Source organism: Pseudomonas sp. PS01297 (assembly GCF_029959305.1).
Lineage (GTDB): Bacteria > Pseudomonadota > Gammaproteobacteria > Pseudomonadales > Pseudomonadaceae > Aquipseudomonas > Aquipseudomonas helleri.
Window position 1 is genome coordinate 22,732 of the sequence record NZ_JASCPQ010000057.1, and the last position, 12,384, is coordinate 35,115.

Consider the following 12,384-nt stretch of genomic DNA (forward strand, 5'->3'; position numbering starts at 1 on the left):
TTATGAATGATTCCAATACCGTCACCCTGAGCGTTGGCGGGCACGACTACGGCGGTTGGAAAGCCGTCAGTATCAGTGCCGGCCTTGAAAGACAGGCCCGGGAATTCACCTTGGGTATCACTTGGCAATGGCCGGGAGGTGGCCCGGTCCCGGTCAGGATTCAGCAGGGCGAAGAGGTTGAGGTGCGCATCGGTCAGGATCTTTTGTTGACGGGCTATGTGTTCGGTTCGCCTATTCGCTACGACAGTGAGTCCATCACCCTGAGTATTACCGGGCGTTCGCGCACGGCGGATCTGGTGGACTGCGCGGCGATCAACACGCCCGGCCAGTGGCGCAATCAAAGTGTGCAAAAGATCGTTGCCGCCATTGCCGGGGAGTACAAAATTCCCGTGATCAATGACGCCACGGTGACGCTAAACATTGAAGACCACACGATTGAGCCCGGGGAAACCGCGTTTGAAAGCATCGACCGACTGCTGACTATTTCACGGTTGTTCAGCACGGATGATGGACAGGGGCGGTTGGTCATTGCCAGCCCGGGCAGTGCAGGGCGTGCCACTGACACCCTGGAGCTGGGTAAGAACATCCTGAGCGGCAATGCCAACCTGGACTTCTCCAATGTGTTTTCCGAGTACGTCAGCAAGGGCCAGCGCAGCGGCACCGATGACAGCTTTGGGACCGAGGCCACTGAGGTTGAGGCGCGGATTCTTGACGAACGGGTCAGCCGCCGGCGCGTAAAAGTCATCAAGCAATCAGGGCAGACGACCGACGCCATTGCGCGCGGCCGGGTCGAGTGGGAGCGGGCCAATGCGGTCGGCAAGGCCTTGACGGTCGAATACGTGCTTCAAGGTTGGCGGCAAAGCAGCGGTGAGCTGTGGCGGCACAACATGATCGCGCGGCTGATCGATCCCCTGATCGGTTTAGACCGTGACGTGTTGATCAGTGAAATCAGTTACGAGCTGAGCGAGTCGGGCGGTACCACGGCAAAAATCAGCGTGGCGCCGCCTGAAACCTTCCTGCCTGAGCCGAACGACGCTTACGAAAAGCGCAAGCTCAAGAAGGGCAAGAAGACTGACAACTTCGAATACCTCATTCCAGCGGACTACACACCATGAGAAACGGCTTAGCGAACATTCTGGCGCGTGGTGTGGTGGCCTTGGGTAACTCGGCCAGCAAGCTGCAAAGCCTGCAACTGCGGCTTTTGGCTGGAGAGGTCAAAGACAACATGGAGCACCTGGAGCCTTACGGGTTCACAGCCTGCCCCTTGGCGGGCGCCGAGGCGCTGGCTGGCTTTATTGGGGGTGATCGTAGTCATGGCGTGGTGATCGTGGTGGCTGACCGGCGTTTTCGGCTGCAGGGGCTCAAGCCGGGCGAGGTGGCGCTGTACACCGACGAAGGCGACAAATTCCACTTCAAGCGTGGACGGATCATCGATCTGGAGACCGTGACGCTGAACGTCAAGGCGTCGGACTCGGTGAACTTTGAGACGCCGGTGATCAGAGCCAGCGGCCGGATTGAGTCCGCTGGTGATCAGGTTGCCGGTGGGATCAGTCAGATGGAGCACCTGCATGACGGTGTTGAAAAGGGCGACAAGCAGAGCGGGCCGCCGGTCGGGGGTGAGGCATGACGCGAGAGGGTTTATTGCGCCGCTCTGTGACGATCAGTCTGTTCACCTGGCGCCGCGCAGGGCCGGATGACGCCGTGGATGATAGCGACCGCAAAGGCTGGTGGGCGGACTGCGTGCCATCCGTTGCCGGCGACAAAATTGGGTCTCGGCTGTGGCTGCTGCAGCGCCGGACGCTGGTAGCCGACACGCTCAAGGATGCCCAGTCCTACGCCGAGGAAGCGCTGGCCTGGTTAGAGGATGACGAAGTGGTCACGAGCGTTACCGTAACGGCTGAGCGCCAAGGGAATGACCGGATGAATCTGCGCGTCATGCTGACCGAGCAGAACGGCGAGACGCTGGAATTGAATTTTGAAGACACATGGGGGCTGATCAATGCGGTATGAGATTCCGACGCTGCCGGCGCTGATCAAGCGGACGGAGGCTGACTTTGAGCGCAACGCCCCGGACGCGCTGCGTCGGGCTGATGCCAAGGTGGCCGCCCGCGCGCTGAGTGGTGCGGTGTATGAGCTGTATGGCTATCAGGACTGGATTGCCCGCCAGTCCAATCCTGCGACCTGCGACGAAGCCATGTTGCTGAGTTGGGCCGATTGGCGCCTGGATGATGGCCCAACCCCGGCTGTTGCTGCTGCAGGGTTTGCGACTGTGGCGGGATCGAGTGGCGCCCTGGTGGACGCTGGCCAGCGTTATCGGTCTAAAGATGGCCGACATTATGTGGTCGCCGAGCCGGTCACGCTGGTGGCTGGAGGGGCTGCTTTAAAGGTGGTGGCAGAGGACGTTGGAACGCTGGGCAACATCGAGGCCGGAACCCTGACGGCGGCCACCCCTGTGCTGGGCGTGAACCCCGAGGCAGTGATAGGGCCGGATGGCATCGTGGGTGGTGCGGAAAAGGAAAGCATCGAGGCGCTGCGTGCGCGGGTCAAAGCCGCGTTTAAAAACCCCAGTAAGGTCGGCAACGGTGAGGACTTTGTGGAGTGGGCCTTGCAGGTGCCGGGCGTCACCCGGGCATGGGCGTTACCACGGTGGATGGGGCCGGGCACCTTTGGGCTGGCATTCGTGCGTGACGGCGATCCCGAGATCATTCCCACCGCTGCCCAAGTGGCCGTGGTACAGGCTTATCTGGACAAGAAACGCCCGGTTACGTCAGAGGTCTATGCCCTGGCTGCAGAAGCTCGCCCCCTGAATTTCAGTCTACGGCTCACGCCTGACAGCACGGCGTTGCGCGCCGCTGTTGAGCAGTCGCTGCGCGTTCTGATTGATGACGAAGGCGGGCCGGGTGAAACGCTGCTGAAAACGCATGTGGGCTCGGCGATCAGCAATACCCCGGGAGAAACTGACCATGTGCTGATTGAGCCAGCGGCTGACGTGGTGATGGGGCCTAACCAAGTGGCAGTGCCGGGGGTGTTCACATGGGCTTGATCGACACCGAGGCGAGCTACTTGCAGCAGCTGCAGCAGCTTTTACCGCCGGGGCCTGCGTTCGATCTGGAGCTGCAGCCAGATGTAGCGCAGACGATGGCAGCGCTGGCCCCTGAGCTGGCCCGGGCAGATGGCAATGGCGAGGCGCTGTTGCTGGAGTTGAACCCGGCTACCGCGACTGTGCTATTGCCGGTATGGGAGGGCTACTTAGGCCTGCCTGACTTGTGTGTGGTGCCTGGCTCGCAGACCCTTGAAGAGCGTCGCGCGGCGGTGATCGACAAGCTGACCGCGACCGGGGCGCCCCAGTTGAGCTACTACCGCAAGCTCGGGGTTCAAAGTGGCATCCCGATCCAGATTGATGAGTTCCGCCCGGCCCGGGTTGGCTCGACGAGCGTTGGCGACTTTCTCTATGGCGCGGCTTGGCCCTGGAGCTGGATTGCTTCGGCGCCCGTGGAGGCATACGGGACTGAGGCGGCGGCAACGCTGGACTGTCGCCTGCAGCGAGATGCACCGGAATACACCGATGTGGTGCTGGGCTTTGGCAAGGATGTGGTTACGGGCATTGCGCTGCAGGTGGATCAACTGTTCAACGCCATTCATTACGTTGTGCCGGCGGCCGTGAGCGGCATCGAGGACTTATAGCATGCAGAGAATTTCCAGCTGGACCAAACTGGTCACGGCACTGGGGCTGTTTCGTTACGGCACCGTTGCGGGCGGCGTGGCCCCCACGCCGCTCAAAGCGGAATGGCTGAACATGGTTCAGGAAGAGCTGGCCAACTTTATCCTGGCTTATCTGCCCGAACTGGATGCCGACGACAACACGCAGCTACTCAAGGCCATACAGGCCTTTGGTGCAGCCTATCCGCTCAAGGCCACCACACTGGCCGGCTACGGCATTATCGATGCGTATACGAAGCCTGAGACGGATTGGCTGCTATCGAAGAAGGCCAATAATGCAATCACCTTGGCCGGTTATGGCATTGGCGATGCTTACACTAAAGCGGTGATCGACGCTTTGCTGGCCGCCAAGCAAGCCGCGATAGACAACTTGGCAGCGACCAAGCAGGACAAGAACACCGCGCTGATGGCAGCCAATGGTTGGCGGCTAGACAAGGCGACGGGGTTGCTGGAGCAGTGGGGCTCTGGCTATTGCCCACCTGATGCCACGACCGCAGCGATTAACTTCCCAACGCCTTTTGCCGAGGTCTACAACTGCTTTGGCAACAAGGTTACGCCGAACTCTCAGGATGGCGATGGAAACGCCGCCGGTGCGCTGGCTATCAGTGCCACGCAGTACCAGCTCTTCAATGACACCGTAGCTTATGGCGCCACCATCCATTGGCGCGCAATTGGCCGTGCTCCTGGGTATTAATTCGGGCCGGCTTGCGCCGCCGTCACTATTTCAAAGAACACCCAACCCGCCCTGCGGGTTTTTTTACGCCTGGAGAAACATGCATGACAGATATTTCAGCGCTGGAGGCCTGGGCCGGTCAGGTCGCGGTGGCTGCAGAAAAGTCCACCGCTGCAGCAGGAAAGCAGCACGAATACGTCAACGGTAGCGCCACGACTGATGTGTTAACCGAGTCCGGCCTTGTGCCGTCGCTGGCCAAGCAGGCTGTGCAGGGGCAGGAAAAGGTTGCTGCAGTGCTGACCGAAGTTGCCTCACAGCTAGCAGGGGCCGCTACCTACGACACGACTGAGCTGGGACTACTGAAAACAGTAGATGGCAGTTACTTCAGCACCCCCAGTCCGGCGTCGAAAGGGTATTTAATTTCATGGCGGAACACGGCGGGTGTGGCGGTTTATCAAGATACCTACCCCAATGCGAAGGCAGTCGAAGAAATCGGGATTGAAGAGCAATCCACCGAGGTGTCGGGCCTGGCCTTCGCGGTCGTGGATGATGCAGGGCGCCGTACTTGGCTTGAAGCAGGCAAGGACGGGGCTCCGAGTGCTTACGCGGCTGAGAAAATCGGGGCCAGTCTGACCGAGGAGAACGCTCCCGTCCTGGTCGAAAGCATCACCGCGAAGGCCGTTGCCGAATCCGTTGATGAGGTTGGCATCGAAGTTATGCCAGCGCTGAATGAGCAGTTGGCCTTTGCGGTGGTGGATGACGAAGGTCGCCGCACCTGGCTGGAGGCAGGTAAGGACGGAGCACCGAGCGCTTATGCGGCCGAGAAAATCGGTGCCAGCTTGACCGAAGAGAACGCTCCCGCCCTTGCCGAAAGCATTGCGACGAAGGCTGTTACTGAATCCGTTGATGCGGTCGGCATCGAGCCGCTTTCAGCCCTGAATGACAGCCTGTCTTTCGCGATAGTGGATGAAGACGGTCGCCGGACCTGGTTGGAAGCGGATCTGGATGGCAATCCAACCCAGCACTCTATCGAAGCTATCGTGGAGAAACTACCGGGTGGATTGGGCGAGGCCCCTTCTACTTATCAGTCCGGCGTCAAAGGTGTGTTGAACATTGTATCGGGGATTAAAATCAACGGCTTCGGTGACTCGATGACCGCCGGGGCGGGTGGCGGTGGCACCAACTATCTGGGCGAACTGCAACGTCTGCTGACGGAGGCGGGTCATACCATTCCCGTGATCAACCGTGGGGTTGGCGGTGAAAACTCTGTAACCATTTGCGCCCGTGCCGGTGGAAATCCTTTTGTTGTACTTCCTGTGGCGGGCGTTATTCCGGCTACCACTACCGCCTTTGAAATCACCTTGCAAGCCATCAATGGTTACGTTCCTAAACCATTGATGCAAGGGCCATCGAGCTACACCGGGCGCTTGGGTAATGTGCCTGGGACCTTCTCGCGTACCGTGGCCGATACTGTTTATACCTACTACTTCACTCGGGCCACAGCCGGCGCCGAGATCGTCGCCAATCGGCCTCTACCGCTGTACCTGGACATTGGCGATCAGGCGCGGGGCGACATCAATATCATCTGGATCGGGCAGAACGGCCCTAATGACGTACGGGCGATTCAGGACGCCAAAGCGATTATCCAGCGCATGACTGCCTTGGATAAGCGTTACCTGGTCATTTCCAAGCCCGGCGGAAGCAGCACTTCGGACGTCGATGACGCTATGTGGTTCGCCGAGTTTGGCCGCCGCTTTATCCCTATCCGTCAGTACATGGTCAAGTACGGCCTGGCTGATGCAGGTATTGAACCCACCGCGCAAGACCTCACTGACATGGCCAACGGCACCGTGCCCACCTCGCTGCGCTCTGACTCAGTGCATTGGCTGGCTGCCGGTTACACCATTTTGGCCAAAATTATTTTTCAACGTCTCAAAGAACTGGAGTGGATTTAACATGGGTAAATTACTGCGCTTGCATGGTGTTTCTCTGACCGATGCTATGGCCCCTAAAATTATTACGCGGGATAAAATCGAGTCGATAGGCTCGCTGATGCTGTTCGATGGTAACCACCAGTTTGGACAGTTCAATGGCCTTCCGGCTGCCGGGGCTGATATTCCCAACGCGCTGTCCAATATTGCGGCTGGTGTGTTGGGGGTGAATGAGGCCCAGACGGCTTTGAAGGTTCTCGCCGTTTCCGCCGATGCACCGACGGTGTTCAAGAAAGAACGCACGTTAAAGGGTGGCATTCACGGGATTGTCACGCAGTCAGGGGCTCAGGTTTCCGCACAGATGTATTTCATGTGCGCCGCAGACGCAGTGCGGAATTATGTCCGGGACAACCCCGGCCATAATTTTTACTTCTCGCTATGGCAGCGCATCACCCGTAAAGCCCTTGCCAGTGCGGCATCACAAGCTCCTTTCTATTTCACGAATGGGGTATCCGCCACATCGAACTACCGCTTCCACATGCAAGGAGGGCAGCCGTTCCCAAGTTCCACGTCGCCAACAGTCTGGAAAGGTTCCAAGACTGTGCCCGCTGCATCCGATAAAGATGTTGCTAACGATACGAATCGTTTCACAAGTTTGGCGGTACAAGGGGACTCGGGGAATGGTCCAGTAGGTGCTGATCCTATTGCACTGGGGGTGGGCACTTATTCCGCATGGAACGCCCTGAACTACAACGCCGGTGCCAGTCGCATTATCTACCGGGCATACATCGAAGACCTGACCATCTCCGGGCGCACCTATGCCGAGGTCGAAGCGATCGACTACGCCCTCTATCAAGAGGCGTTCGCGCCGGGGGGCAAGTTCTACGGCGATACCTACACCGCCCCTTCGACGCTTCCTTGATGGCTGTCAGACCGCTCTGATTTAACTGTACGATCCTGAACGTTCCCGCCACTGAGCGGGTTTTTTATGTCTTGAAAAAATATTTCGAGACGGGGTTTAGAAAGCCAGCGCGGTCGTTATGTTGTTTAGGTAAGGGGGTGGGTGGCGACTGTTGCGAGTCGCCGGCCTAAGACAGGCGGTCACAACGCCATCCCGAGGTATAGATAGGCCCGCGTAGCGCTGGCTATCTGACACTGTTTATCTATCCAGTAGTAGGGGATTCTAGATAGAATCCTCTCACTTGAACAAATGCTGTAGGAAGGAACCCGCTATGCCGAATACGCCCTCTGCAAACCCTTTGATCAAAAGTGACCAAGGGTCTACTATCGACGCGATTAATCAGTACCTTGCGTGGATGTGCATTCAAAAAGCCAATGACGAGACGGCGCATCCTGGAGAGGCGCTGCAATTGGAGACATTGCGGCAGGCTATTGTTTCGCTTAAGGTTGTGTAAATTTACACTAATTGTGGACTAGTAAAGGCGGGCACGTTATTCTGAGCGCCGTCAGCCCGAACGGGCACAGCAGTAAGAAGAATTAGAATTTTTCGGCAGGCTTAAAAAAGAAAACCCCCGACCTTGGCGGGACGGGGGCTTCTGGAGATCAGCACAAAAAATTGGCTTCTCGCCGGGCAGGTAGAAGTCTATTAGCTGATCACCGCATAAGCAAGCCCTAGGGATTAGGGAAGTTAGGATGATCGGCGAAGCCTCAACAGAAGGCCGCCCCGGCTTTATGCGGGGGCTTATAGATTTTCAGCCACTGGCCCGCGCTTTGCGCTTGGCTGCGGCTGTCGGTGGCGCGCAATGAACGTGCGCCCGATCAAGTCATTCCTCCCTGCCGGATCGCCGGCCAGCGCCGTCTACGCCGCGCTTGACTCCTCTCTGGATGCCACAGCCGAAGCCCAAGAACAGCCGCCGTTCCGCAAGGTACTGGACCCCGTCGGCCACCGCTCGGCGCGCCGTCCTCGACAGCTGTCGGTCAAACAGGCGCGCACGTTCCTCGGCGAAGCCGCCAAGCGCATCAAGGCCGAAGCCCTGGACCGCAGCGGCAAGTATTTGCGCAGCCTGGATACCGTGCACCTGAGCGGCAACCGCACCCGCGCCGAGCGTTGGTTAGCCTTGGCGGCGATTGCCGAGCCGCTGTTAGCGCGACTGGACATTGCCACTGGTTGCCTGGGCTACCTGAACGAACAGGGCCAGTTCCGCCTGAATCGGCAGAATGGCATGGCCGAGGACGCCGGCATCAGCCCGACGCGCTTGTGCCGGCTGCTCAAGGCCCTGGAAGCCGCCAAGTACACCCTGCGCAAGATCAAGCGTATTTACCGCAACGGTAAGCGCTGGATCTGCCGCATCACCATCTACATTCGCCCGCGCTTCTTTATCGACCTGGGCCTCGGCTTCCAGCATGCGGCGGCCCGCACGTCCAAGGCTAAGGCCTTCCTCAAGAAGCGCCGCCAGGCCCAGGCCGTGCAGCAAACGGCGCACCTCGACGAGGTGGCGGCCGCCCATGAGCGCCGCATGAGCCACCGCAAGGCCGAGGGCGCCCGCGCCGCTCGCGAAGTGGACGCGCAGAACACGCAGAAGATGTACAGCAAGCTAGCCCGCAACGCGGAGTTCTCCCGCCTGGTCAGCGCTAACCCGGACATGGGCGCGAGCGAGATTCGAGCCATCCTCGACAAGACCCACCCCCCCGAGTAGACCCCTCTACGGCGTACCGCTACCCGGCGGTGAGTTCGCGTGCCTGCACGCCTGGCACAGCCTCTCAAGCCTCTCCTTGCGGCCGTTCTGGCGCCTGCCCCCCACCCTTTCCCCGCTCAAACGGCCCCGTTCGATCCCTTTTCCGTGCATCCCCCAAAAAAGTCCTTATGCCTTATAAATTAAACGCAATTTTTAAGGTCGAGTGGTACCACCCAAGGGTAAGTAACAGAGCCTTTAGGTTACTCAGAGCCCCATAAATCAAGGCCCGACTCGATGTCATAGAAAGAATGACTGCCCACTTCGCGCCTGGAGGCGCGGGGCAAGTGGCACCCCTCTGCGCAAACATAGCCGCCGTTCCTCCAATAAGGCGCCTTCCAGTCGCTGTGGGACGTCACTACTACGCGCACGGCTCAACTCCCGAGCTACGTCCCTTCGCTCCTTCACGCGCCGCCTGCGGCATGTCAGTCGCGCAAGCGCTCCAGTGAACAGCGAATGGGGTTCGCCCACGCCATTTGTCGTCCTGCAGGTTCGTCAGCGCTTGCCCTGGGCGATTGCGGACAAATCCCAAGTCGTGGCATCCCTTCGTCCGTTGCGCGTCAGGTGATTGGTCTCGTGGCGTTCCGGGACGTGAGCGGGAGGGCCGAGAGTTATTCCGCGCCTTCTTTTCTTTTGACGAAATAACGAATTGACGAAATAACGAAATATAAATAAGGTTCAGCTCAAGGCCGGGCATTACGCCAAGGCCGTTATCCGGGGTTGAACCGATGACCAAGCAAGCACCGTATGTGGTGGCTTTAAAGGCAGCATTTTTCGAGCGTTACGGCATCCAGCTCAATGCGCGTATTGCCGGGGGATCGCAACGCGATTGCCTGATACTGGCGGTGCCGGAATTCAGGCAGCGTGTCGAGGTAGACCGCGCACAGTTGATAGACATTGGCATCTGGCTTGAGGCTCAAGGCTATTATCTGTGCGAGGATTACGGCCGGGTCGGGCTGCTGGCTTCGCCATCCGGCTGGACCTGCTGGAATGCCGGCGTGTCGGTCAAGGTTCGGCTTTGCTCTGACGAAATAACGAAATAACGAAAAGACAACAACCCGCCGGCCCTGCCGGCGGTTTAGCATTGGAGGCTGGATGTTTGCGTTACTACTGCGTGACGGGTCACGCACGGAAATTGAAGCGCCGGATTTGTGGGAGGCTATGCGCGCGGCGCTTCGACTCGACGCTGCACAATTGGAGGTGCCTGGCACTCCGCCGCGCTCGATGACCGCTGACCAGGTGCGTCAGGAATTGGCGCTGGATCGCCCGGGGTTGTTTGACGCCTATGCCCCGGGCTGGCAGCCGCCAAGCGTGCCAGAGTTCCGCGAGCTGCTACGAGTTGCCGACTTGTCAGCCAGTCAGGCCGGCATGCTGGTCGGGGTCGATGGGCGCAAGATTCGCAAGTGGGCCGGTGGTGAAGGGGAAGTGCCCTATGCGGTATGGCGTCTATTGAGTATCTATGCTGGGCTTGCGGCAGCTCCAGCAATGCAGGTAACGAAATAACGAATTGACGAATTAACGAATTAACTCTAAAGTCTGCTCCAAGGCCGGGGATCAACCCAAGGCCACCACCGGAGCAGACCCGATGACTACCGCGCAACTCTCGGCCCGTATGAAGCAAGCGGCCAACCAACTCCCCACTTCCCGCCTTATTGAGGTTGTTCATTTGATGGGCGGCGCGATTCTGCCGCCGGCAGAAAATATGACGCGCGCCGCGCTGCTGACGGTTTATCAGGATCGCGAAGGTGATAATGCCCTAGATGCCCTGATGGACGAAATCGGACTGTAAGGATTGCCGCCCTGGGCTACGCCGGGGCTTCACGGAGAGCGCGGTAATGATCGACCCTAACGACCCTGGAACCCTAGACCTTGTGGCCGCCTGCGAAGAGCCGTTGAGTGGCGCCGAGCGCGCACGCCGGCACCGCCTGAAAAAGAAACAGGCCGGCATCAAAGACATCAGCCTGACCCACACTGAGCGTTGTGTGCTTAGCTTGGGGCTGCTGGCCCATGAGGATCTGGATCACCGCCCGGCCGACTGGGCCACCAGCAAAAAGCCCGGCTTTGATGCGCTGCTTAAAAAGTTGTGGCCAGAGGGTGACAAAGGCCGGTACTTGGCCGAGCCACAGCGCAGTACCTATAGGCCGACCGAGTTCCTGCGCAATAATTTGGATCGGGCGCTGATCGAAAACCGCCGCCTGAAAGAGGCGCTGCACCAGATTGCCGCCGAGGTTAATGTCTCTGCCGCCGCGCCGGCTAACGCTGTGCAAGGGCAAGATGACGAAGACTTTGCCACCCTGGTAGTCACCGACGCGCCCCTAATGACCGTGTGGGAGAAGCTGCCCACGGACTTTGCCCGGTGCGCCACGGCGCTGGGCTTGCTTCGCCTGCGTAACAACCAGCATGCCGAGCTGGGCCGCGCCGTCGAGGTGCTAAAAGCCCGATTGAGTGCTGCCGGCTTGGACGCGCGGGTCACGAACAACAAGAAAGAATGGCATTGGAACAGATTCCCGCTGGAAGACTATCGGGCCACCAGCGCGCCGGAATACATGGAGCGAATTCCCCGCAAGCTTTCCCCCGCTGACGACCGCGCCGAACTGTCCCGCCGCGTCGAATATCTTGAACAGGAACGGGCGTTGCTTGAGGCTGAGCGCAATAAGGCGTTTGCTGCCAACTACACGTTGACTGAGCGCCTTCGCCGTGCCGGTCTCCCAACGGACTACAGGCCGCAGCCGGGTGAATAACCCGGCGTTACCCGTCACGAACTCAACAGAAAGGAACCCCCGCCATGATCGACCCGACTCCCGATCCCGTCATGCGTATGCAGGACATCGCCGCCGATAGCCCCGAGTGGCCCGCTGTTTCGGCCGGCTATGACTTCGTCACGGCCATGGCCGGGCATGCAGAAAAGTTTGAAGGCCTACCGCGCTGGCCGGGTTATGCCTTGCGGGCCGCGTTCGTGGCCGGCGCCAAGTGGCAGCGCGAGCAAGACGCGGCCGCCGCCGCGAAAGGCGAGTGACGCCGCGTTACGAATAACGCCGCTTATGTTCAAAAGGCCCCCACACTCAAGGCGAGTGTGGGGGCCTTTTTTTGTGGTCACGGATACCACACCCCCCTACACTGGCCTACCACACCCCCGGCCACTGGTTTTACGCACTGTGGGCCACTCACTCGAAAAGGAATGACCTCGATGTCGATCACTCTGCCCCCCAGCTTCTTTGCCCCGCCGCCTGGGCACGACGACCCGCTGCTGCCAGCGGTCGCCCGTTACGCGGCTGCTGTGCCAAACCTCGGCCCCGGCGCCCTGGTGCGCCGTTTTGGCCTGGGCCGCCGGCACGCCGCGCAGTTGCTGGAAGTGTTGCGCGCACAA

General features: G+C 59.6%; 16 protein-coding genes. All 16 read left to right on the forward strand.

Annotated elements, in window-relative coordinates; translation table 11 throughout:
* Positions 1–2 precede the first annotated feature (2 nt).
* On the forward strand, positions 3–1,115 hold the full coding sequence (locus tag QMX84_RS17075) for a phage baseplate assembly protein (RefSeq protein ID WP_282364353.1): 1,113 nt from the start codon (positions 3–5) through the stop codon (positions 1,113–1,115).
* Positions 1,112–1,627, forward strand: coding sequence for a phage baseplate assembly protein V (locus QMX84_RS17080; protein WP_282364354.1), 516 nt, complete (start codon positions 1,112–1,114; stop codon positions 1,625–1,627). The genes QMX84_RS17075 and QMX84_RS17080 overlap by 4 nt, the downstream gene beginning before the upstream one ends.
* Entirely contained in the window at positions 1,624–2,010 is a 387-nt protein-coding gene (locus QMX84_RS17085) for a phage GP46 family protein (RefSeq protein ID WP_282364355.1), read from the forward strand. Before QMX84_RS17080 ends, QMX84_RS17085 begins: the two co-directional genes overlap by 4 nt.
* The gene (locus QMX84_RS17090) at positions 2,000–3,043 is read left to right on the forward strand and encodes a baseplate J/gp47 family protein (RefSeq protein WP_282364356.1); all 1,044 of its coding nucleotides are present in this window, start codon (positions 2,000–2,002) and stop codon (positions 3,041–3,043) included. The genes QMX84_RS17085 and QMX84_RS17090 overlap by 11 nt, the downstream gene beginning before the upstream one ends.
* Positions 3,034–3,684 (forward strand): putative phage tail protein, encoded by a 651-nt coding sequence (locus QMX84_RS17095; RefSeq protein WP_282364357.1) that lies wholly within the window; start codon positions 3,034–3,036, stop codon positions 3,682–3,684. The genes QMX84_RS17090 and QMX84_RS17095 overlap by 10 nt, the downstream gene beginning before the upstream one ends.
* A gap of 1 nt (position 3,685) precedes the next feature.
* A complete protein-coding gene (locus QMX84_RS17100; protein WP_282364358.1) occupies positions 3,686–4,414 on the forward strand; it encodes a phage tail protein in 729 nt (242 codons plus the stop codon).
* An 83-nt stretch (positions 4,415–4,497) separates the two neighbouring features.
* A complete protein-coding gene (locus QMX84_RS17105) occupies positions 4,498–6,348 on the forward strand; it encodes a hypothetical protein (protein WP_282364359.1) in 1,851 nt (616 codons plus the stop codon).
* 1 nt (position 6,349) lies between these two features.
* Positions 6,350–7,246, forward strand: a complete 897-nt coding sequence (locus tag QMX84_RS17110) for a hypothetical protein (protein WP_282364360.1) — start codon at positions 6,350–6,352, stop codon at positions 7,244–7,246.
* Positions 7,247–7,556: 310 nt separating this feature from the next.
* Entirely contained in the window at positions 7,557–7,739 is a 183-nt protein-coding gene (locus tag QMX84_RS17115; protein ID WP_282364361.1) for a hypothetical protein, read from the forward strand.
* A 348-nt stretch (positions 7,740–8,087) separates the two neighbouring features.
* Complete coding sequence (locus QMX84_RS17120) at positions 8,088–8,981, forward strand: hypothetical protein (RefSeq protein ID WP_282364362.1); 894 nt, start codon at positions 8,088–8,090, stop codon at positions 8,979–8,981.
* Between the two features lie 764 nt (positions 8,982–9,745).
* Positions 9,746–10,060, forward strand: a complete 315-nt coding sequence (locus QMX84_RS17125; protein WP_282364363.1) for a hypothetical protein — start codon at positions 9,746–9,748, stop codon at positions 10,058–10,060.
* A 52-nt stretch (positions 10,061–10,112) separates the two neighbouring features.
* On the forward strand, positions 10,113–10,520 hold the full coding sequence (locus QMX84_RS17130; protein ID WP_282364364.1) for a hypothetical protein: 408 nt from the start codon (positions 10,113–10,115) through the stop codon (positions 10,518–10,520).
* Positions 10,521–10,602: 82 nt separating this feature from the next.
* Entirely contained in the window at positions 10,603–10,806 is a 204-nt protein-coding gene (locus QMX84_RS17135; RefSeq protein WP_282364365.1) for a hypothetical protein, read from the forward strand.
* A 46-nt stretch (positions 10,807–10,852) separates the two neighbouring features.
* Entirely contained in the window at positions 10,853–11,758 is a 906-nt protein-coding gene (locus tag QMX84_RS17140) for a hypothetical protein (protein WP_282364366.1), read from the forward strand.
* Positions 11,759–11,802: 44 nt separating this feature from the next.
* Positions 11,803–12,033 (forward strand): hypothetical protein, encoded by a 231-nt coding sequence (locus tag QMX84_RS17145; RefSeq protein WP_282364367.1) that lies wholly within the window; start codon positions 11,803–11,805, stop codon positions 12,031–12,033.
* 171 nt (positions 12,034–12,204) lie between these two features.
* Positions 12,205–12,384: hypothetical protein (locus QMX84_RS17150; protein WP_282364368.1), on the forward strand; the 180-nt coding region annotated here is incomplete at its 3' end.